At 39.7% G+C, this 23,831-nt stretch carries 16 protein-coding genes, 1 pseudogene and 1 riboswitch; of the genes and pseudogenes, 15 read left to right on the top strand and 2 right to left on the bottom strand.

Annotated elements, in window-relative coordinates; translation table 11 throughout:
• Positions 1–883: 883 nt before the first annotated feature.
• Positions 884–1,864, top strand: a complete 981-nt coding sequence (locus tag IM496_RS19650) for a sodium-dependent bicarbonate transport family permease (RefSeq protein WP_110579217.1) — start codon at positions 884–886, stop codon at positions 1,862–1,864.
• Positions 1,865–1,937: 73 nt separating this feature from the next.
• Entirely contained in the window at positions 1,938–2,255 is a 318-nt protein-coding gene (locus IM496_RS19645; RefSeq protein ID WP_194017291.1) for a P-II family nitrogen regulator, read from the top strand.
• 253 nt (positions 2,256–2,508) lie between these two features.
• Here the strand turns inward: IM496_RS19645 and IM496_RS19640 are convergent, their stop codons facing one another.
• On the bottom strand, positions 2,509–3,087 hold the full coding sequence (locus IM496_RS19640) for a DUF3172 domain-containing protein (RefSeq protein ID WP_002801669.1): 579 nt from the start codon (positions 3,085–3,087) through the stop codon (positions 2,509–2,511).
• 188 nt (positions 3,088–3,275) lie between these two features.
• Positions 3,276–3,405, top strand: a riboswitch (cyclic di-AMP (ydaO/yuaA leader).
• Between the two features lie 232 nt (positions 3,406–3,637).
• Between IM496_RS19640 and IM496_RS19635 the strand changes: the two genes are divergently transcribed.
• The 13 genes and pseudogenes from IM496_RS19635 (at position 3,638) to IM496_RS19570 (ending at position 23,588) form a co-directional block, all read left to right on the top strand.
• Positions 3,638–4,975: an ArsB/NhaD family transporter gene (locus tag IM496_RS19635; protein WP_194017289.1), complete on the top strand. Its 1,338-nt coding sequence runs from the start codon at positions 3,638–3,640 to the stop codon at positions 4,973–4,975.
• Positions 4,976–5,081: 106 nt separating this feature from the next.
• Positions 5,082–6,254 carry a glycosyltransferase gene (locus IM496_RS19630; RefSeq protein WP_194017287.1) on the top strand — a complete coding sequence of 391 codons (1,173 nt, stop codon included), beginning with the start codon at positions 5,082–5,084 and terminating at the stop codon, positions 6,252–6,254.
• Positions 6,255–6,305: 51 nt separating this feature from the next.
• Positions 6,306–8,321, top strand: coding sequence for an ABC transporter ATP-binding protein (locus tag IM496_RS19625; RefSeq protein ID WP_287662995.1), 2,016 nt, complete (start codon positions 6,306–6,308; stop codon positions 8,319–8,321).
• A 316-nt stretch (positions 8,322–8,637) separates the two neighbouring features.
• Positions 8,638–10,008: a DNA cytosine methyltransferase gene (locus IM496_RS19620; RefSeq protein WP_287662994.1), complete on the top strand. Its 1,371-nt coding sequence runs from the start codon at positions 8,638–8,640 to the stop codon at positions 10,006–10,008.
• 215 nt (positions 10,009–10,223) lie between these two features.
• Positions 10,224–11,111, top strand: coding sequence for an adenine-specific DNA-methyltransferase (gene yhdJ / locus IM496_RS19615; protein ID WP_194017387.1), 888 nt, complete (start codon positions 10,224–10,226; stop codon positions 11,109–11,111).
• Positions 11,092–12,210, top strand: a pseudogene (locus IM496_RS22535) (restriction endonuclease). Before yhdJ ends, IM496_RS22535 begins: the two are co-directional and overlap by 20 nt.
• A 59-nt stretch (positions 12,211–12,269) precedes the next feature.
• Positions 12,270–13,904, top strand: coding sequence for a peptide chain release factor 3 (gene prfC / locus IM496_RS19600; RefSeq protein ID WP_002732604.1), 1,635 nt, complete (start codon positions 12,270–12,272; stop codon positions 13,902–13,904).
• A 113-nt stretch (positions 13,905–14,017) separates the two neighbouring features.
• Positions 14,018–14,728: a lysophospholipid acyltransferase family protein gene (locus IM496_RS19595; RefSeq protein WP_194017385.1), complete on the top strand. Its 711-nt coding sequence runs from the start codon at positions 14,018–14,020 to the stop codon at positions 14,726–14,728.
• 283 nt (positions 14,729–15,011) lie between these two features.
• A complete protein-coding gene (locus tag IM496_RS19590) occupies positions 15,012–16,043 on the top strand; it encodes a GntR family transcriptional regulator (RefSeq protein ID WP_194017383.1) in 1,032 nt (343 codons plus the stop codon).
• Positions 16,044–16,289: 246 nt separating this feature from the next.
• Positions 16,290–17,414, top strand: coding sequence for a vWA domain-containing protein (locus IM496_RS19585; RefSeq protein WP_287662992.1), 1,125 nt, complete (start codon positions 16,290–16,292; stop codon positions 17,412–17,414).
• A 17-nt stretch (positions 17,415–17,431) separates the two neighbouring features.
• Positions 17,432–20,578 carry a tubulin-like doman-containing protein gene (locus tag IM496_RS19580; RefSeq protein ID WP_287662991.1) on the top strand — a complete coding sequence of 1,049 codons (3,147 nt, stop codon included), beginning with the start codon at positions 17,432–17,434 and terminating at the stop codon, positions 20,576–20,578.
• A 100-nt stretch (positions 20,579–20,678) separates the two neighbouring features.
• Complete coding sequence (locus tag IM496_RS19575; RefSeq protein ID WP_287662990.1) at positions 20,679–22,940, top strand: methyl-accepting chemotaxis protein; 2,262 nt, start codon at positions 20,679–20,681, stop codon at positions 22,938–22,940.
• A 6-nt stretch (positions 22,941–22,946) separates the two neighbouring features.
• Entirely contained in the window at positions 22,947–23,588 is a 642-nt protein-coding gene (locus IM496_RS19570; RefSeq protein WP_002796527.1) for an OmpA family protein, read from the top strand.
• 1 nt (position 23,589) lies between these two features.
• On the opposite strand, the gene IM496_RS19565 is transcribed toward IM496_RS19570, so the two are convergent.
• A partial coding sequence (locus tag IM496_RS19565) for a Uma2 family endonuclease (protein WP_287662988.1) occupies positions 23,590–23,831 on the bottom strand: 242 nt, incomplete at its 5' end.

Genomic DNA, 23,831 nt, shown 5'->3' with positions numbered 1-23,831 from the left:
GGGTGTGGGGTGTGGGGTGTGGGGTGTGGGGTGTGGGGTGTGGGGAGAAGCTTTTTTCAGTGATCAGTAAACAGTAAACAGTGAACTGAAAACTCACATCTGATAACTGATAACTGATAACTGATAACTGATAACTGATAACTGATAACTGATAACTGATAACTGATAACTGACTCCTAACCCAATGTTGGTCAAAGATAAGCAAAAGTTATTTATTGACTCCACAAACTTGAAAATATTTAAATTAACATTCCGCAATATTTATAAATTCTTAAAAATTAATTGAGAAAGATTTTTATTTAACAACGATGTTATCATGGTTACAGCGATTTTACTGAATTTCATAATGGGTTGTTTTGTGCTTTTTTGGGCAGCAATGGCTGAAACCCTTGCCACACCTAGAAGGTAATCCTAATTAAGGCGGGTAAATGAGTCAATTTCACCCACAACGATGATCTTTTTTTTATGTAGTTTTATTGCAAAAGAAAAGTTTTTTTGACAAAAAGCACAAAGTATGATAAGAACCAACTTATTTCTGGCTGCGAGTAATTATTAAACCTCTTGCATAATTAGTTTTTCAGGATTCAAAAACGGCAAAAATAAGGATTAAATGGCATAAAGTGTGTAAATAGACTATTTAACTGATTATTATTCATTCTTAATTCTCCTGACTACTGACTCCTGACTCCTAACCCTAGCAACAATTTTTGGTTTTTACAAAAGCCCTATTGTAGAGGGGGAAAAGGGAAAAGGGAGAGGGGAGAAAAGCTGACGGCATTTTTTGGGCGGCCATCGTTAAGCGTTTTAATCTGGTTCTTAACATTTTGCCAGTATTCTCAAAATTGAATAGTATAGATTGGAATAACTCAATGTACGCAAACCTATGGATGGCAGCTTAATCCTGTTCAATATTCTCAATCCGCCGGTTTTGTTCTTTTTCTTAGGAATGCTGGCAGTATTTTTTAAATCCGACCTAGAGATTCCCCAACCACTGCCTAAACTCTTTTCTCTCTATCTTTTGATGGCGATTGGTTTCAAGGGAGGCTATGAACTAGCGGAAAGTGGCATCAATAACCAAATCGCTTTAACTTTGATTGCCTCTGTGGTTATGGCTTGCATCGTTCCCATTTACACTTTCTTTATCCTGAAAATTAAACTCGATAGTGCCAATGCGGCAGCGATCGCAGCAGCCTATGGTTCCATTAGTGCCGTTACTTTCATCACCGCCAGTTCTTTTTTAGAAAAACTTCATATTTCCTATGGCGGTCACATGGTAGCGGCCTTAGCTTTAATGGAATCGCCGGCGATTGTAGTGGGTTTAATCCTGGTGCGAGTCTTTAAAGAGAAAAATGGTGAAGAAGAAGCGTTTTCTTGGTCAAAAGTTTTACATGAAGCCTTTTTAAATGGTTCGGTATTTCTCTTAGTCGGTAGTGTTATTATTGGTATGCTCACGGGGGAAAAAGGTTGGGAAAAATTAGAACCTTTCACTCAAGAGATTTTTTATGGTGCGTTAACTTTCTTTCTCCTGGATATGGGATTAGTGGCGGCGAAAAGAATCCGAGAATTAGGCAAAACTGGTTCTTTTCTCATCGGTTTCTCGGTGTTCATTCCCGTTATCAATGCTATGGTGGGGATTCTCATCGCTAAGGTTCTCGGATTTGAACAGGGCAATGCTTTATTATTCGCTGTTTTGTGTGCCAGTGCCTCTTATATTGCTGTTCCTGCGGCCATGAGAATGACTGTTCCCGAAGCGAATCCTAGTTTATACGTTTCTATGGCCTTGGCTTTAACTTTTCCTTTCAATATCATCATCGGTATTCCTCTGTACCTAGAGATGATCAAAATCATTGGCTGTGGAGTCTAAAAGTCCAGGCGGTTTTTAAATAATTCCTGTCAAAAGTTTTCTCTTTCACTTGTCCTTTTTGTACTTAACTACCATGTTTGAATCCCCGCATCCTTCCTTACAAACTGTCAAAAAAGTAGAAATAATTGTTAGTCATGCTTTTCTGGAAGAAACCTTAAGCGTTCTTGATGTTGTCGGAGTTTCCGGTTATACCGTCTTTGGCAATACTTCGGGAAAAGGCGATCGAGGTTTATCCTGTGATGACTTGGATTGTGATTACAGTGGTAGCTACATTATGACGGTTTGTAATAGTGACGAACAACTTGGTCGTCTGATCGATAAAATTCAGCCTTTTTTTAAAAAAGCTGGCGGGATTTTTGTTGTGACTACAGCCCAATGGCTAAGTCATTAGACCTCTTGTAAAAATCAAAAATTGTTCCGGTTGATTAGGGTTGGCTGAATAAATCTAAAAACCTTGTTGGATAATATCTTTAGGCTTTTTTGAAATCCAAAAGTGCCAGCCCTTGCAGTGATCGGGGGGGAAAAATTTAGGGATTTTTTCCTTGAAAATTAGGTAATTGACCCCCTGAAAATGGGTAAAACCCTACACCCCACACCCCACACCCTTTTTCAAGTCAGCAGTCAGGAGAAAGATATTTTCCGGTTTAGAATTTATCTGTATCTGGTCTGGGACCAACAGCACCGGCGGGATTAACAAAAAGATTACCACCGGCTTCATTTTGGAAGATACAATCGATTTTCGGTTTGCCTTCCAAGGGGCCGGTATAACCAAAGGTATTCATCCGGTTTTTACAACTTTGTACCTGCTGTCCATCGACTAATTTTTGTTGTTCTAAAATTGACCAGTTATTGCGTCGCAAAACGCAACCGGGTTGCATGACTGGTTGGGTAACAAAAACATTAAAGGGGTTAAGAGTGACATAAACCCGCAAATCGGTGACAATGGCACTGGCCCCAAACTGCACGCATAATTCCGCATTGGGGGCGCTGCGATCGATTACTTCCCGGGAAGCGACGTTTTCGGGGCTAAAATTGGCAGTAGAACTGAATACCAGACCGAGACCCACTCCTAGTACAAAAATACCACCAATCAAGGCGATCATGGCATAGTTTAATTTTGCCAATAGGCCTCCGGGGGACGAAGCGCGGGAGTCATCGCCATAGGAGCGTTCATAATCACGATCACGCGATCGAGGAGGAGTATAACGAGGTCTTCTATTCATAGAAATTTCTGTTGTGGCTGCTATGGCGGTCAGTCGTTAGCTATTAGCTTATCATTGTTCTATCCTAGCAACCCGGGGGATAACCGACAGGATAGGTCTGGTATAGGGCTATATCGTTTTTTTTGGGTTAGTATGCTATGGTGGATCACTAAACAGAGTAAGTCAGCCTAATCCAAGTTTCTATGCTAGATATTAGCTAGACAAATTCGGAGCGGAGGAACCATATTTGGGGCGTATTTCTAGATTTTTTAGCCTAGAAAAGGATATCTCTCTATCCTAGCCCGTCAGCTAACTTCGTCGGCGTGGGGGGGAAGACTGAAACATCACTACATTCCTAGTAATGTCTTGATCGGTTCAGTTATGTCGCTGGTACTACTTGATAGTCATAACTTACAGGAGACATTGTTTATGGAGATTCTCATATCAGCTTACCGATCACAACAATTTTAAGATTTTCCGTAGATAACCATATTTTCTATGAGTTTGCTGTACATTTTTCGAGCAAACTTTTAGTTGTATCGAGAAACCAAGAGTAAAAACAGGATCAAAAATGCTGGAATCTTTACCAATGTGGATTGCTGCGATGACTTTTATTGCAGTCATTGTGGTTATTATGTTCGAGTGGCTTCATATTACCGTAGCGGCTTTACTAGGAGCTTTAATCTTAGTTTTTACCCATATCATGACTCTCCAGGAAGCGGTGGGTTATATCAGTCGTAGTTATGCCACTCTCGCCCTATTTTTTGGGGTGATGGTGTTAGTAAGAGCCTTTGAACCAACGAAAATTTTTGATTATTTAGCAGCACAAATGGTGCTTTTAGCCAAGGGACAGGGCAAATTATTACTAATAGGAATTGTCGCCATTACTACCCCAATCTGTGCGGTGTTACCCAACGCCACCACGGTGATGTTATTAGCACCTTTAATTCCCCCCCTAGCTCAAGATATAGGCGTGGATTTTGTGCCGCTCTTAATCCTGATGGTTTTCGTGGCCAACAGTTCCGGGTTATTAACGATTGTTGGTGATCCCGCTACTTATATCGTCGGTGATTCTATTAATATCACCTTCATGGAATACCTACAGCGTTTAAGTTTAGGTGGTGCCTTGGCAGTGATTACCATTCTGGTTATGTTACCTTGGTTATTCCCCAAAATCTGGCGGACAAAATTCGAGCATTTAGAAGACTTACCCCATCCGAAGATTAATCATCCTCGCGTCTTGGCGGTGGGGGGAATTATCGTCTTTTTGGTCTTATTTTTATTCGTCGTTGGTGAATCTTTTCCCGTACCCATTTCTCCGGCGGCCGTTGCTTTGATGGGGGCCACTTTAGCCCTACTTTTAGCCCAGCAATCGAAAATCGATACGGTGCATAATATTCTCCGGGATGTGGACTGGAGTACCCTATTATTTTTTATGTCAATTTTTGTCCTAATTGGCGGCTTAGAAAAAACTGGCGTAGTTAATAGTGTATCGGGACTTCTGGCGATAATTTTAGGCCAAAATATCTTTTTAGGTTCTCTAGTCTTGCTGTTTTTTGTCGGACTTGTTTCCAGTGTCGTTCCGAATATTCCCCTAGTGGTGGCCATGGTTCCACTACTGAAACAGTACCTTGTTAATGTTAATTTAGTCGGGACGGAGGTTCTTTCTCCCGATTATGCCGGTTCTTTTCCCCCGGAAGTTTTACCGCTTTTCTATGCGATGATGTACGGAGCTACCCTAGGGGGTAATGGTACTTTAGTGGGGGCTTCTTCTAATATTGTCGCCGCCGGCATCGCCGAACAACACGGGGGCAAAATTAGCTTTCATACCTTTCTGCGCTACGGTTTACCAGTGATGTTTACTCAGTTAGTCGTCTCGGCAATCTATATGTTAGTTTTCTTTGTCTAGTCTATCTCCGGTGGCATTAATGTTAAGTTCGCCTAAGATTGACAAGAACGTTAACATCGATTAACATTCTCCTATCGTGCTAGATAATCTGGATTGAGCGGCGATCGTGAACAAAAAAATCTCTGTTTTAGCACCAGATTTATCCGGTGGTGGTGGCACAAGAGTCTATTTGATTGCTCAAGTCTTGCAACAGCTAAACTGTCAGGTGACGGTTTATGGTCCGATTTTTGGCCGGGAAATCTATCCCACCCCACCGGGGAATTTACCCGTGGTATCGGTCAAAGGCAATAATTATCCCCAGTTTTTTGGCCAGATCAAGACTTTACTTGATCGCATCTCTGGAGAGATTATCTATGCGGTTAAACCCCGTCCCACCAGTTTCGGCATCGGTTTACTGAAACGTTTTTTTTCCCCACGTCCCCTAATTCTTGATATTGACGATTGGGAAATGAGTTGGTTTGGTGGCGATCGATGGTCCTATCGTCCTTATCCTCGACAATTAGCTAGGGATATCCTCAAAAAAAATGGTGCGCTTAGGGATCCGAATCACCCTCTTTATCTGCGTTGGATGGAAAATTTAATTAACCGCGCTGATGCAGTGACGGTTAATAATCAATTTTTGCAAAAGCGTTATGGGGGGATTTATTTACCGAATGGCAAGGATACGCAACTTTTCGATCCCAATCTCTACGATCCTGTCGCTTGTCGTCAAAAATACGGTTTATCCGCGTATAAAGTTTTAATGTTCCCGGGTACAGCTAGACCCCACAAAGGTTTAGAAGATGTCTTAATCGCTTTAGATCAAATTGGTGATCCTGATTTTAAATTGGTGTTGGTGGGAGGTCGCCAAATCGGGGATGGTTATCTGGATAGTTTGCTAGAAAAAGGTCAACCTTGGTTAATTCATTTACCTGCTCAACCGATCGAGCGAATGCCAGAAGTTATCGCCGCTGCCCATGCTATTATCGTTCCCCAGAGGGATGAAGCTACGGCTAACGCCCAATTTCCGATTAAACTCACCGATGGTATGGCGATGGCTAAACCGATTATTTCCACTAAAGTGGCAGATATACCCGAAATTTTAGCTGATATTGGCTATTTAGTCGAACCTAGATCGCCAGAGCAACTAGCTGCTATGATTAGCGAAGTTTTTAATCATCTCGACTCGGCTAATGCACGAGGACTAAAAGCGAGAGAGCGCTGTATCGCCTCCTATAGTACCACCGCCATGGCGACAACTCTTTCTCGCCTAATTACTTCTCTGGAAGGGAAATATTAGAGTCTGGCGAGTAGGATAATTGACCGTTGACTATTTACTTTATTACTTGCGATGAATCCTAATCAAATTCTGCTTAAATATACGCTGAAACACTGGATATTAGTGGTTTCCAGCATCATTATAGGCTTTGCCAGTACCATATTTAATGGGGTAGGAACTGTTTTAGTTATCCCTTTGCTAATTTCTTTTATTAATCCCGAAAATGATCTCTTAAAAAATGCCCCCCAACTTATCAAAAAGCTGCTCTCAGTTTTTGAGATTTTCTCGGTCGATACTCGTTTTTTCTGGATGTTTGCGGCGATATTATTAATTTTAATCCTCAAGCATATTACCAATTTTGTCAGTAATTGGCTAGGCACTTACTTGTCTTTAATTATGGCAAAAGATATGCGAATTGATTCAGTTATTCTTTTGCTAGAAGTGGATATAGATTATTATGTAAAAAGTAAAATAGGAGATATTTTTAATCGTTTTATGTCCGAGATTAATCGGGCTGTAGCATCAATTAGAAATTACATAAACCTGATTAAGGTCATCGCCACAGCTTTCATGTACTTGGCTATTTTAATATCAATTTCTTGGCAATTAACTATTCTTTCTAGTGTTTTGGGTGGCCTTTTAGGTCTGCTTAATCAATACTTTGTCAAGAGATCAAAAAAGTTTGGAGAGATTATCACCGTAACGGCTAAACAGCAAACTAATAAACTGTTGGAACTGTTAACGGGAATTCGTCTAATTAAAGCGGTAGGCAATGAGAGATACGAATTAGAATCTATTGTGGAAGATATCGAAGCCCGGGAGAAAGCGGGTTTAGATGCCCAGACTAATAATGCTGTAATCGCCCCGCTTAATGAAATAGGTGGAGTTGTTATTATCGCTTTAATTATTATTGCTGGTCGTTATCTTTTTAATGAACAACTGCAAGCTTTAGCAACAATTTTATTGACCTATCTCTATGTACTTTTCCGGGCCTTGCCGATGGTTAGTCAAATTAACAGTGCTAGGAGTAGTCTAGTAGGTGATGTTTCAGCAGTAGAGGTGGTAGCGGATTTTCTCATTCGAGAGAATAAACCATTTATGACTAATGGCTCTATTCCCTATCAAAGATTAGAGACAGGTATTCATTTTGATAACGTCCAATTTTCCTATCCTGGTCATCAAGAATTAGTTCTCAAGGGCATCGATCTTTGGATTCCAAAAGGAAAAATGATCGCTCTTGTTGGTGCTTCGGGGGCGGGAAAATCGACAATTGCTGATTTATTACCACGCTTTTATGATCCTATAGCCGGGAGGATTCTTTTTGATGGTCAAGATTTAAGGGATTATGAGATCAAATCTTTGAGAAAAGCGATGGGAATAGTCAGTCAAGACACTTTTCTCTTTAATAATTCTCTCCGTTTTAATATTGCCTACGGATTAAGCGATGTTAGTGATGCAGAAATTTTAGAGGCGACAAAAAGGGCGAATGCCTACGAGTTTATCTGCAAACTGCCGGAAGGACTGGATACGGAAATTGGCGATCGGGGAGTGAGACTTTCGGGAGGACAAAAACAAAGATTAGCGATCGCTCGTGCCTTACTGCGAGATCCGGATATTCTCATTCTCGATGAAGCTACCAGTGCTTTGGATACAATTTCTGAGCGTTTAGTACAGGAAGCGATCGACGAACTCTGTCGCGAGCGGACTACTCTTGTGATCGCTCACCGTCTTTCCACTGTTCAAAAAGCCTATCAAATTGTGGTGCTGGACAAGGGAAAAGTGGCAGAAATCGGCAATCATGAGGAATTATTAGCTCAAGGTGGTCATTATGCCCATTTACACGCTCTGCAATTTAGTGATAGCAAAGAGGCTGACTCTAAGAATAGGGAAGATGAGCAAAAAAGAAAAGCTTATTTATCCTACGAAGCGAGAAGCAGTCTTAATAGTCTTTTAGGTTCTTTGCGTCTAGTATCTGAAGATTTAATCGAAGATTCTCAGGAGAAACAGGAAATTTTAGAAGAATCCTGTAGTTCAGCTATGCGACTTCTCCACATTATCGAAGACTACGAGTATTCCTCGACTCGATAGATCTCCTGCAAAAATCCCACATCTACCGTTGGGTTAGGATTCAGTTATCAGTTATCAGTTATCAGTTATCAGTTATCAGTTATCAGTTATCAGTTCACTGAGAAAACTCCCCACACCCCACACCTTACACCCTACACCCCACACACCCTACACCCCACACCCTACACCCCACACCCCACACCCTACACCCCACACCCTCTTTCAAGTCAGGAGACAGGAAATTTGCAGGAGGTCTCTAGAAAAAAAACTTAAGTTATACTAAAATAATTAGTACAGATAGGCATCTTCCCAGACGGTGAAAAGGAATTATTGACCCTTGAAAACCACAGTTAAAGTCAGCAGACAAACCCAATTACCCCTACATCTAGTTATTACCCATCCCCAGTATCGTTTTGTCGATTTATTCGCGGGAATCGGTGGGTTTAGAATCGCTTTGGAGAAATTGGGAGGACGTTGTTTAGGCTATTCAGAAATTGATCAACAGGCCATCCAAGTTTATCAACAGAATTTTATTAGCTATCTCAACAGCGATGAAATTGCTTTCGGAGATGTGAGTAAAATTAGCAATTTACCCGATAATCTCGATCTTATTGTCGGCGGCGTTCCCTGTCAACCTTGGTCGGTGGCGGGATGTTTACGGGGATTTGAGGATACCCGGGGAAAACTCTGGTTTGATGTGATTAAATTAGTCCAGAAAAGTCAACCGAAAAGCTTTATTTTCGAGAATGTCAGTGGGTTAGCTAGTCCTCGCAATCGGGAGAATTTACAATTAATTATCGATGAATTAACCAGCTGTGGTTATCAAGTTTACTGGCAGTTATTAAATGCCTACGATTTTGGTTTACCCCAGAATCGCGAGAGAGTTTTTATCGTAGGAATTAGAAAAAATATAGATAACTATGAGCGGTTTAAATTTCCTTTACCTTTGGGTATCCATCCGAAGGTTTTGGATATTTTAGAAGACATCAAGAATATTCAACCAGTTAAGAAAGTCAAGTTATCTGCGGATACTTTATTTAATGGTTTTGTTCCTCCATCGAGAACTCGTTTTCAAAAAGAAGATGAATTAAATGACTTCTTTATTTTTTCTGATTTAAGAAATGGCCACACAACTATTCATTCTTGGGATATTATCAAAACTACGGAACGACAAAAAAGTATCTGTTTAGCTTTGCTGAAATTAAGACGCAGTAAAAAGTATGGCGAAAAAGATGGTCATCCCGTGGCTTTTTCTGCTTTTTTGGAAATTATACCCGATCTAAAAATCGAGGAACTAAATCAGTTAGTTTCTCTCGGTATTTGTTGGCAAACGACCGCAGGTAAGTATGAATTTATTAACTCGAAAAATATGACGGGAATTAACGGCATTTATCGGATTATTTTACCGACGGCCGATATTATTCCTACCCTAACCGCTACGGGTGCTAAAGATTATATTGCTACTATTTCAATTACCGCTACTCATCCCCAAGAATACAAACAATTGTTTTTAAAGAAAATCTATAAACCGGAAAAGTTTCGAGAAATTACTCCCCAAGATGCGCGTAAATTACAAGGATTCCCCGATAATTTTATCTATCATCCACAGTCAGCTATCGCTAAAAAACAATTCGGAAACGCTGTTCCTATCACTGTAGTGGAAGCAGTGGCTAGAAGTTTACTAGAAATAATTCGTCCCGATTATTAGACTGCGGGATACTGACTCATCTTAAAATATTTAAAGGCTTAAAAATCCAAGTTTTCGTTGTGGGGACTCCCTCGTCAGAAGTCAGTCATCAATACCAAATTAGGTTATACTTCATGTTTATGATAAAGTCTGTCAATTATCCTAATCGCTAAGGAGGTTAAAAATTGAGACATTTCCTAGTAAAAATCTAACTACTTTAAATTAAAAAAATGATCATGTTTAAACGATACGAAGCTAATGAGCAAGTTATATTTCACGGTGATTCTTTGCCGATTTTATCCAGTGAGATTGCCTCTAATTCTGTAGATCTTATTTTTCTAGATCCTCCCTATAATATAGGTAAGCATTTTGCCGATTTTTACGACAAATGGGAATCGGAAAATGATTATATAAATTGGGCAAATCAAATTCTTGATCAGTGTCTTCGTATCTTGAAACCCCAGGGAACATTATATGTTATGGCCAGCACTCAAGCAATGCCTTACTTTGATCTTTATTTAAGACAAAAAATGACGATTCTTAGTCGTATTATCTGGCATTATGATAGTTCAGGAGTACAAGCAACAAAATACTTTGGTTCGATGTATGAACCAATACTTCACTGTGTGAAAGATAAAAATAATTACACTTTTAATTCAAAGGATATTAAGATAGAAGCAAAAACTGGAGCAAAACGAAAACTAATTGATTATAGAAAAGCGATTCCGAGTCAATACAATACAGAGAAAGTACCGGGCAATGTTTGGTATTTCCCTAGGGTCAGATATCGCATGGATGAATACGAAAATCATCCTTCACAAAAACCTGAATCATTGCTAGAAAGAATTATTTTGGCCAGCACTGACAAGAGTGGAATTGTGCTTGATCCATTTGCAGGAACTTTTACAGCTGCATCTGTAGCTAAACGTTTGGGAAGAATTTCTATTAGTATAGAATTACAAGAGCAGTATTTAAAAATTGGTCTTCGACGGATTCTCGGATGGCAAGAATACAAGGGAGAAAAGTTACTCCCTCCTCAAAAAAGCTATAGTAGAAAAAGCGAAAATAAACAAGAATCTAACTTTGTACAGGAGAGTCTTTTCGATGTCGATAGTAAAGCATGAATTCACCAAGATAATTATTAAAATTATCGATAATTACTTTCCCAATCAGGGAAATAGCATTTTAAATGCTAGTGAATTATTGCAATATTTGAACATTAAAACTAGAGCCGCTAATCGAGGTTCTAAATCCCGAGCAGGATTGGCTAATCATTATGCCATTTATGTTTTAGTGGAAGACTATATTAATAATGAGTTTCATCTTAAGGATGGATACGACGAGTATCAAGGCGCTCAGTATATGACACTTTTTCGCCGGCAAAGGGAGCTTCCTTTTGGCAATAAATTACAAAATCATGCTCTCAATCATCGATTAAATCAGGAATTTAACAAGTATTTTCCCACCTTATCTTATCTGCCTATAATTAGAGATGTTAAAACCAATAGATACTAGATTAATGAGAATCTAATTAAGTTTTATCTAGAGGGTAATCAAGTTAATATTGCGCCAGTGATTATAGATATAATTGATGCCTATGTGCAAACAAGACAAAAAGCATTTAATCAATTTATCAGCTATTGTCAACAGATGATTGATATTCAACAGCAAGATCCCCAGAGAGCCATTGAATTTATTCGGAGTTTACTCAGACCAAACATTGATGCTAGAGTTTTTGAGATTGTCAGTTATGCAATTCTTAAAGAGTATTATGGGGAACAGAAAATATATTGGGGATGGTCGCCTGAGCGCTTAAACTCTGAATACTTACTTTTATATAAAACTGGTCGAACAAATGCCAATGACGGGGGGATAGATTTTGTCATGAAACCCCTAGGTCGATTTTTTCAAGTTACGGAAACGATAGCTGCTGATAAATATTTTTTAGATATTGATAAAGTGCAAAAATATCCCATTACTTTTGTGGTTAAAACCGAGCAGACTTGCGAGGAGATTTTAGAAAAAGTTGCGGAGCAAGCTAAGATAAGATACAAGATCAGGGCAATTGTCGAAAGATATCTAGAATCTGTAGAGGAAGTGATCAATATTCCCGAATTAATCAACCGTTTTGAGCGGGTTTTAGCTCAAGGTAAAGGAGGAGCGGTAATTGCAGAAATGGTTTTACAGAGCCGGATTGAGTTTAACCTAGAATCAGAGCCATAAAGATATCTGACTCCCCAGCTAAACTAGAATAGAAAGATAGGAAAGCGATCGAAATTAGAATGACGACCGAAATTGAAAAAGAACTAGAAACCAGCGAAGCTGTCTTGGAAAAACGGCGAAATTTTGCCATTATCTCCCACCCTGACGCGGGAAAGACCACCCTGACCGAAAAACTGTTACTATACGGGGGTGCAATCCATCAAGCGGGTGCAGTCAAAGCAAGACGCGACCAACGCAAGGCCACCTCCGACTGGATGGAAATGGAAAAACAAAGGGGAATTTCGATTACTTCCACGGTTTTACAGTTCGATTATCGTGATTTTCAGATTAATCTCCTCGATACTCCCGGCCACCAAGATTTTAGCGAAGATACCTATCGTACCCTAGCCGCTGCCGATAATGCGGTGATGTTAATCGACGCAGCCAAAGGTTTGGAACCCCAAACGAGAAAACTCTTTGAAGTGTGCAAACTGCGACAGTTGCCTATCTTTACCTTTGTTAACAAAATGGATCGCCCCGGCCGCGAACCTCTGGATTTATTGGACGAAATCGAGCGAGAATTAGGATTACAAACCTATCCCGTCAATTGGCCGATCGGAATTGGCGATCGCTTTCGGGGAGTTTTTGATCGAGCCACCCAGACCATACACCTGTTTGAACGTCGCTCCCACGGCTCTCAGGAGGCGCAGGAAACCGTGATCGAGCTTGGCGACCCCAAAATTGAGGATTATCTCGAAAAAGACCTGTATTACCAGTTAAAAGAGGATATAGAACTACTCTCGGAATTGGGTGCAGAATTGGATTTGCCAGCAGTCCACGCAGGAGAAATGACCCCGATCTTTTTTGGTAGCGCCATGACCAATTTTGGGGTGAAATTATTCCTAGAATCCTTCCTCGACTATGGATTGCCACCCAGAGGACGCAATTCCTCCCTCGGTGTCCTTGATCCCACCTATCCCGATTTCACCGGTTTTGTCTTCAAACTGCAAGCAAACATGGATCCCAAACATCGGGACCGGGTGGCCTTTGTGCGGGTATGTACGGGGAAATTCGAGAAGGATATGGTAGTAAACCACGCTAGAACAGGTAAAACTATCCGTTTATCCCGTCCTCAGAAACTTTTTGCCCAAGATCGCGCAGTTATTGAAGAAGCTTATCCCGGAGATGTGATCGGATTGAATAACCCCGGGGTCTTTGCGATCGGTGATACGATTTATATGGGTAAAAAGCTCGAATACGAAGGGATTCCCTGTTTTTCTCCAGAATTATTCGCCTATCTCAGAAATCCTAACCCTTCCAAGTTCAAACAGTTTCAAAAAGGAGTCTCGGAATTACAGGAAGAAGGGGCCGTACAGATATTATCCTCGATCGATGAATTTAAACGCGACCCGATTTTAGCCGCCGTCGGTCAATTACAGTTTGAAGTGGTGCAATTCCGTCTTTTAAGCGAGTACGGAGTCGAAACTACCCTCGAACCCCTAGCCTATAGTTTAGCCCGTTGGGTAGCCGGGGGTTGGGCCGCTTTAGAAAAAGCAGGTAAACTCTTTAATACTTTAACTGTCAAAGATTACTGGGGTCGTCCCGTCTTATTATTCAAAAATGAGTGGAATTTACAGCAAGTCAAAGAAGATCATCCCTCTTTGCAATTAAACTCGATCGCACCGGTAGGATCGGGAGTAGAACCGCAATCCTAACCCTTAATCCCCCAAGACAATTGCCGAACTGGTCAGGACAAGATAGCGACCCCCCAGACAACTAGACTAAAGTAGAAGTGGTCAGAAAGTCTCGATCTTCCCTAACACTTCGGATGTCTCAAAGCACTATCGTTGACGAGTCCCTCACCATTAGAAAAAGTCCTGCTGTCAATTCCCGAATTAATCCCTGTTTAATTCGCTTTTGTTATTTTCTGGGAAATTATCTAGTTTTACCAGCTTTTTTCAGCAAAATAACGGTTACGGGCCAGGAAAATATCCCCCTAACGGGGGGTGTCATCTTGGCACCTACCCATCGGTCCCGTTGGGATGCGCTGATTTTACCCTACGCGGTGGGACGTTTAGTTAGTGGACGGGATTTGCGCTTTATGGTTTCCGCTAACGAGATGAAAGGGGTGCAAGGTTGGTTTATCCAACGTTTGGGGGGTTTTCCCGTCAACACCGATCACCCCGGTATGGGTAGTCTGATCCACAGTGTCGAACTTTTGGCCGCGGGGGAAATGGTGGCGATTTTTCCGGAAGGGGGTATCTGTCGCGATCGAGTGGTTCATCCTCTTAAACCGGGGGTAGCGCGGATCGCGTTGGAAGTTAAGATCATGAAACCCGATGCAGATATCAAGATTTTGCCGGTAAGCATTAGTTATAATCAGCCTTACCCCGGATGGGGAAGCGAAGCGACAGTAAATATCGGTCAAGGGATTAATGTGCTTGATTATCAACAAAATTCGCTAAAACGGGAAACTGTCCGCTTAACCAAAACCTTGAGCGATCGCTTAAAACTTCTCCACGAGGATCAATCCCCTTAATCAGCTGTTGACTATCTACCCCATGAGTGGGATTTCAGGGACGGATTAAAATGATTGTTTTAACTATTTTTCAGCAAAAAAGTGGCTTTTCTGGTTTAAATAAATAATACTAAATCGGTTATTAGTGCATGAGTAGAAAACGGGTTTCTCCGAGAAACCCGTTTTCTGTACGTTACTCAACGGATTTAGTATAACATCTTGGTTTTTTCTGCTTCTAGCTCCTGAATACTGCCTCGGGAACCCATCAGATCAGGGAAGATGTCCGATTACAGCAGAGGGTCTAATGATAGAATGGGCATCAGCGAAAGTAGTTTGTGAGCGAAGTGATCCGATGCAGTTCCAAATCCAGCCAGACAGTGAAATACCCGCCTCTAAGCAATTATTTGACCAAATTCGCTTTGCTATCGCCTCTCGTCAGTATCCACCGGGCCATCGTTTACCTAGCACCCGTCAACTAGCTATGATCACGGGATTACACCGTAATACGATAAGTAAAATTTATCAACAACTGGAAGACGATGGGTTAGTAGAATCCATAGCAGGTTCGGGGATTTATGTCAAGGCTCGCGGGCATGAAAACGATAATTTATCGGGTTCACCCCTATTGGAACAAAATCCAGAAATAGGCCGACTAATTCGCCAGAGTTTGGCTGGTTTTCTCGCTCAAGGTTTAACTTTAGAGCAAATTCGCGAGTTATTACTGGCGGAAATCGATTGGCGATCGCAGTGTAGTTCTCAGGTTCTTGTCACCATTCCCCGTCACGATTTGGGTGCAGGGGAGCTAATGTTAAGAGAATTAGAGCAATCCCTCAAAATTCCCGTCCAATTAGTGGCAATGGAGGATTTAGCCCAAGTTTTAGCCAATACTAAATCTGCCACTGTTGTCACCAGTCGCTATTTTATCAGTGTGGCGGAGGAAATTGCTGCTCCTTTTCAGCTGCGAGTCATTCCCATCGATATCTACGATTACAGCAAGGAATTGGCATTAATCAAAAAATTACCCACCGATAGCCGTTTGGGGATTGTCAGTATTAGCACCGGTATTATTAAGGTGGCCGAAATTTTAATTCATAGTTTACGGGGCGATGATTTATTAGTTATGTCTGCCCAAATTCATGAAACGGATAAGTTAAAAGTTTTAGCTCGAACTTCCCAGACAATTATCAGTGATCAAGCGAGTTATACTTTAATTAAAAATCTGATTAAGGAAGTGCGATCAGATTTAATTCGTCTGCCAGAAATTATCTGTAGTGATAATTATATTGGGGATAAATCAATTCAATTGCTCAGACGAGAATTAGGATTAGGTGGTTAGATGATAAGCTAGGACCCATTTTAACCTCTGAATCTCCCCCTTGCAAGAGTGCCTTATCTCAACAAGCAATTTAAATGCGCGGGCAGCTTAACTTTAAAATTTATTTTAGTCTATGGTTACTATTGACAATGACCTAGGGCAAATCGAGAATAAAAGCGAAAAAAACTTTTAAGAAGTATTAACTTTTTTAGTACAATGGGGCAAGAATAGGGATAAGCTCAATTTTTCACTCTCGGACGAGGTTAGATGAAAAGTGCTGAATGTTTAACGGTATCCCCCGGTGAACCGCTTACCGATTGGCAAAAACTGGGATTAGATTTGGTGGCTCGTTGGCAGGGACGAGATGTTATCCTAGCGATCGATCTTACCGGTAGTGTTAACTTTAATGATGAAGGACGCACGCGCCTCGGTCAAATTATTCGCGATAGTTTAAAAAATAACGATTCCGTTTATTTAGTCCCCTTTGCTGATAATATCCAACCGATTGCAGAACCGATTTTAATTCGGAGTCAGGAAGATATAGACGCGGTTTTAAAAGCGATTCCTTGGCAATCTAGCCAAAGTGCTAAAAATACCGATATTCAGCGAGCAGAATGGCACGTTTATACTCGACTGGCACGCTTAAATCAGTGTCGTTTAACTGCCAATCAAGCTATCAAACCCCAGTCGGTAGTTTGGATTACCGATGCACCCCTTTCTACTGCTGCGGGGATTACTTCACAACAGTGGATAGAAACCCCAAAAAATAGCCCTTTTCGTCTTGCTAATTCTCCCGAAAGTTTGGAGAGACAAAACTGGCTTAATTCCCTACCAATTAATCTAAGAACCCAAGAAATTACTGCCACTAACGGCAATAAATATAAACTATCAGTGGTCGATATTGCTCCCACAGCACAAGAGTTTTGCACTCCCGCACCAGGAGGACAAGAAACCTGTTTGATTAATCCTTATCTCTTGAGTCAGTTATGGTTGCCAGCATTGGTAATTACATTAATGGGAATTGGGGGAATAGTAGCGAGTATTTTGGGAATTCGTCATTGGTTGCTGTTAAATACTGCTTGGACTATTGAAGTCTCCTCTAATGATGATGAAGATGAAACCCAAAAATATATTTTAAAAACATCCGAAAGAATTAACATCGGTGGTGAAGAACATAAGAAGAATACCTTTTCTCATGCAGGGGAAGAAATTCGCTGCTATTTAGAAAGACGCGGCAATCAGTTATATCTGAAACCCACTAAACAAGCAGAGATTTTTTATCGAGGTAATCAACTAACTCAGGAGGTGAAGATAGATAAAAATTACCTGACTTTAACCTATCACCATAACCATCAAGATTTCGACCTACAAATTCAGATTAGCAAAAAATAACTCAGGAGATTTAAACCATGGCTAACACCAGTCAAACCCGCGCTATCAAACGGACAATTATCATCGGATTAGGTGGTACTGGTCGAGATGTGTTGATGAGAATTCGTCGCTTTATTATTGATAAGTATGGGAAGTTATCTAACCTACCCGTTGTCAGTTTTGTTCATATTGACACAGACAAAAATGCTTTCAATGGTTCGGGTTTACCCACAGGAAATAGCTATCACGGGGAAGAAATTCTTCTATCAGCTGCTGAAAGAGTATTCATTAATATGAATGCTCAGGATGTTAACAATCTCACCTATGAACTTGAACACAAAACTCTTTTTGAAAGTCCCTTTTCCCATATTGCAAGCTGGTTAGACCCAAGACTAAAAAAACAAATAACTGCCATTGAAAATGGTGCGGGAGGTATTCGTCCCGTCGGTCGTTTAGCTTTCTTCCATAACTATCAAAAAATTCAAGAGGCAATTGAAGCAGCGGAAAGACGAACTTCTGGTCATGAATCCTTTATGTTTAGCGGTAAAGTTAACGGTCAAAGTTTTAATGTCCAAGAGGGTTTAAATGTCTTTGTTGTCGGTTCTTTGTGTGGGGGAACTGGTAGCGGTATTTTCCTCGATGTGGCCTACACTTTGCGTCATATTTTACAACAAACCGCCGAATATACATCCTTTGGTTATTTGGTAATTAGTCCTAAACTTTATGGTGATGGGGCAATTATGAGAGCTAATACCTATGCAGCTTTGAAAGAGTTAGATCATTATACCAATGAAAGTAATTCCTTTCAAGTCTGTTATGATAAACAAAATTTCGTCCACATCGATGAAAAACGTTCTCCTTTTGATTTTGCCTACTTAGTTTCTAATCGCACTGCGGGAGATTACCAGATTAATAATAAAGGTAAATTATGTAATGTCATTGCTTACAAGATTTTCTTGGATTTTGCCGATGAGTTATCTCTCCCCATCAAAAGAAATCGGGATAACTATAAAGACCCGATGATTCGTAAAGATAATCATCCTTTTCAGATGTGTCAAGGTTATATCTCCTTTGGACTAGCGAGGATTTATTTTACTCGCGACCGAATTGTGCAGATTGGTCTCAATCGTTTTAGTCTCAAATTAATTAAATTTTGGTTAGAGGGATATGGTCAAAGTCCCAGTGGACAAGAGTTATTAAGTAAGTTCCTAGCTAATTGGAGTACCCAAAGTAATAAGGATTATTTTACTGCCAGATTGGAAGAAGCAACCCTAGAGAATAATAAAACTTTTTCCAAGACTTTAACCGCTTGGAAAAATTCCCTAGAGGAAGAAATATCCAATAGTCAAGATTTGGAGAATTTACCCCAAACCGTCAAGCAATCCCTAAAAAAAGAGTTTCGTAAAGTACAGGGGGGAGAAACGGATAGCAGTCGCGGAATCTGGTTAACTCTGACCCAACAAACTCAACCTAAATTAATCGAAAAATTTAAGTCAGATATTGACCAATTTTTGGAGATTCTTCTTAATCCTGATAGCCTAGAATTTTCTTTGGAAAATAGCCTATCTTTTTTGGTCGCTTTACAAGTACAGATTAATACCTACAAGGGTAATCTAGAGGAATTATCTCAGGATAATAAAGGGTTTCATTCCTCGGAAAAAATTGATAACATTTGGCTAAATGTTAAACAAACTCTCGAAGATATAAACGGCAAAAAGTCTGTCTTCAAGATGTTCAATAAAAATGCCAATAGTGAGAGAATCAAGGCCGAGTTAAGAGACTACATTCAAAGCGGACAAAAATTAATTCAGCATAACTTTAATTTCAGTATCAATCGCGAATCTAGAAAGATTGTTGAAGCGATTCTCAAGCATATTTCCAGTCGAATGCTGCAGATACAACAACTGAAAGAATCCCTATATCAGCTAATGACAGAATACGATAAATACGAACAGGAGTTAATGCAGTTAAATCTCGACGAGATGACTGGGGAAGGTATTTTCCCAGAGGAGAATATTGATAACTGTATCCCTGACAGTAACTCCCGAACTCAATACATTTCCGTTAGCCAAAAAGTCACCAATAATTTAGGCTATAATGCTTCCCTATTCAGTTTATTTAGCCAATCTTTTGTTATTGATAATGAAACTCTCAAAGAGACCCTAACAGCAACAATCGAGAAACAGTTTCAATCAGTAAGCACTAATAAAATTGATGCAGTAATTAAGCGATTTATGGGTCAATATAAACCCCATGATTTTCCTGAACGCTTGGCGCAAATTCTGCGAGAAGCTGATTTAATGTTACCGATAAATGTTAATGATGCTTACTATCGCTTGCATCCAGATAAAAAATTACTAATTGGGACTAAGGATGATAATTCACCCACCATGCAAAGATTTATGAAGACTCTTGAATCTGATTTAAATATTAATCTGGGGACTTCTTTTGAATCAATTCAAACGGACGAAGAAATCCTAATTACCTACGAGTTTGGTGGGTTTCCCCTAAGAATCATTACTGATTTATCTGGGTTACAAAAAATCTATCAAGACCAAAAGAGAATCAGCATTTTACACAATGATTACAGGATAGATTTTGCTGATATTATCCCACCACCTGCAAAATTAATTGAGGAATTAGAGTTTATTTTCTATCCCGCAATTGCTCTCGGTTTACTGGAATACGATGAGGAAGATGATACTTATCAATTAGTCATCGAAGGCGATTTATTTAACAATAAGTCCATTATTGACATTAGCGGTAATTGGCGACTTGCCTTAGAACAATTTGCTTATCGTAATGACCTGATTAATGCTTTACAGGCACTGCTTAATCAGGCAAAAAATGAGATTTTGGCTAATCCTCCTCTATTATTTACTAACGAGGGTGATTATTTCCAGAACGTCAGCTATTTTGTCAACAATGTCAAAAATTTACCTGACCATCACCCCAATTCTCGCTACAAGAATAAGGTAGCTGGACAAGATGGAAATGCTCAACAGGAGGCAAAAGAAGGAATTATCACCCGTTTTGTTAATCAACTGAAAATGGAACTAGAAAAACGTGCTGCTGAACAGAAAAAACTAGACAAACAACAGCAAAAGCAACAAACTTTACTGGGAACAAATAATAACAGTAGTCAACCCAGTTTACCCCCAGAGGTTAGCACTACTGATGAATGATAAAATTAATCAATCTTAATGATGTTTCCCCAGCTATCTGAGGAAACATTCACCCCCAACTCTCTCTATCAACCACAATTCGAGGTATCTAATAACTATCATGGCATTACTTAACCTTTTTCCCCCCTATCTGATTCTTTTAACTCTAGTCTTGGTTATTTTTCCCACCGTCTTAGCTGTGAGAATCCGGATGACTCTCTATAAATATCTCCAAGATTCAACTGTAAAAGTCAAGGATTTAATTCGGAAGAAAATTACAGTCAAGGACTTAAAGGACTTAATTGAGGGAAAAAGTTCCGAGAAGATACCTAAAATTATCTCTAATCTAAATCTAGCGAAGAGATTTGATGAAGCCAGTCGTCAACTAGATGATGTTAATACCGCAGCTTTGGTGGATAGTTTATACCATGAAGAAAAATTTACTTTCATGTCTAAATCTCTTAGTTGCGAGAAATGGGATTATTTTGTAAGAGTGTTACCCAATCTCCTCCTCGCTTTTGGTTTGTTGGGAACTTTCCTGGGAATTACTCTCAATCTGACGGGAATCAGCACACTTATCGATATTAATAATGTCGATGTGCAAAGTTTAGGAGAAAAGCTCAAAACTCCCCTAGAAAGTATGGGGATTGCTTTTATCACTAGCTTAATTGGTTTAGCTTGTAGTTCTTTACTGACTGTGATTAACTTAATCTTTAACACCAACCTTGCTAAAGTAAATCTAATTAGTTCCCTAGAAGACTATTTAGATAACATCTTGCAGCCGACTGTAGAAGGGAATAGTCGCTTGGATAAAGCGGTTAATCGCATGGTGGATACACAGCAAGCATTTCTGACTAACTTTCATACTGAGGTGACGAGAGTATTAGAATCTTCTTTAGAGAAAGTTGCTAAAAAAATTGCTGATGGTAATCAGGAAACTGCTAAGTTAGTCACCCAGGTTTGTGAAAGATTAACTGAAACTGCGGGAACTTTATCTACTGGTGCGACGACTTTTCAGCGTTCAGCTTTTGAACTTAACGAGCAAGTACCAATTATCACGCAAGCAAACCGAGAGTTTACACAATCCTCTCAGGAACTAAAAAATAGTGTACTGCTTTTTAAACAAGCATCAGAGTTAATTGAAAAAAGTAACTTCTCTGGTAATATCGAAAGGTTTACCGCTAGTTTAGCAGAAACTCAAGGGAGATTCTCTCAATCCACTGCAATACTAGAGCAGAATATCGGGGAGATTATCAGCAGTAATAAAAGAGCTAACGATTTAGCAGAACAAGTGTATTTAAATATCCAAGAATCTTCTCAAAAATTACAAAATAGTGCGCTAGGTTTTCTGGAAGCTTCCGAAAAAATCGAAAGTAGTCAATTTGCCGATAAGTTAGTGCAAGCAACCGCAGATTTAATGACTGCTCATCAACAGTTTGCCAATTCTACTACAGATTTAAACCAATCAACTCAATCTCTAGCTTCTTTAACTCAAGACTTCCAGCGTTCCATGACAACTATGGTTGAGTTAGGAATAAAAATTACTGACTTGAATCAAAAATCTGAGACAATCCTAGAACAAAATCAGCAACGCTCAGTCACCGAACAAGAAAAGTTATCTAACATCCAGGGAGAATTAGTAAAATTAATCGAAACCGTGAAAACCTATCAAGACAGTTTTAACTCCGAGTCGAAACAATTAGGAAACCAACTTATCAATCGTCTCGATGAAAGACTCTCCCAAACCTCCGATAAAATTCTCACTGCTTCTCATGCAATTGAGCGCTCTAGTAATAATCTCGATGTGACTAATGCTAACTTGTCTCAGTTAATTGATACAGTGACAGAGCAACTTACTCAAGTCAAGGAAAGCTTACAGTCTGAGTTAAACCTTTTAAGCAATAACTTAGGGATGGTAGTTGATGATAAATTAACTAAGAACTCAGAACAATTAAAAGCAGTTTCCCAATCTATTGAGAAAACAGCCAATCAATTTGGCAGCCTTAAATCAGATTTTTCTCAAGTAATTAACGCAGTGAACACCAACACCAGTCAATTAACTGCTAACTTAGAATCTTTGCGAGATAAGTTAGAGAAAGTTATCGCTAAGGAAAATAAATCAAATCAAAAAATGATTGAACACATCTATGGAGAAATTCACAAATGTTTAGCAGAACTGGAGAAAATTAACGATATGCGTTCTGAATTTTCTAACTTAAATAATAAGATGGAAGAACTTTCTGAATTTTCTAAATTAAAGGATAAGATAGAAAAACTTAAGGATGAGATGGAAGAACTTTTTAAGCCAATCCCTAATCCTCCTCAAAAAGATGTTGAGAAGGGGATTAAGACTATATTTGATAACTTCACTAACAAATTCTAAGCAATTATGTCTAGACGTACCTACTACCGGGATGAAGATAAATCGGTGGATGTTTATCCCGCATTTACCGATTTAATGTCCAATGCTTTCATGATTCTGAGTTTATTTCTCCTCTTGGCACTTTTTCAGTCCTATAATCTCATCAGCAAACTGGAGGAAGCTAACCGAAAACTGCAAACAGCAACCCCGATAGTTATCGATGAAAAATCAGGAAAATTCAAATTTCAGTCGGGAAGTGCTGAATTAAACCCCGCTTTAAAAACCTATATTCGTCAGCGCATTATTCCCGCTATCGAAACCATTACCAAAGACAGAGAAATCGACTTTATTCAAGTAATTGGACACACCGACGGACAGGGAATACAGCAGACAAGTAATCTCGATAAAAATATCGAATCGGTTGCCAGCAGAAAACAATCTGTTAAAATGCTAGTACCCGGTTCTAACACTGATTTAGGATTAATGCGAGCTTTAGCAGTAGTGCAAGAAATCGAAAGCACAGGTAAACTCAAAAACGTCAAATTTCGAGCTTTTTCCGCAGGACAGTTATACCTCCCATCGGGTAAATTAGCTGCGGTTAATCGTGACGCAGATGCAAGCAGACGCAGAATTGAAATCCGTTTTATTCCCCCCGGTAAAAAACAATGATTTATTCTATTTCTTCCACGGAATAATTAACCGTTTCTAGGGTAACATCCTCGTATAAATCCCGAAAATATGCCGTCATATTAATACTCTGTAAACTAAAAGTTTCTTGCTGATAGGTTTGCAGAATCCATAAACCCTGTTCACCCCGTCGAAAAGTTTCTACTCGTTGGTGTTTACTATTGACTAAGACATATTCCTCTAAACTTTCTAGAGTTTGATAATCATTAAATTTATCCCCCCTGT

It is taken from the genome of Microcystis sp. M049S2 (genome assembly GCF_020245625.1).
In the GTDB taxonomy this organism is placed as follows: Bacteria; Cyanobacteriota; Cyanobacteriia; order Cyanobacteriales; family Microcystaceae; genus Microcystis; species Microcystis ichthyoblabe_A.
The sequence above is the reverse complement of the archived record's forward strand: the minus strand, read 5'-3'. Positions and strand labels throughout refer to the sequence as shown.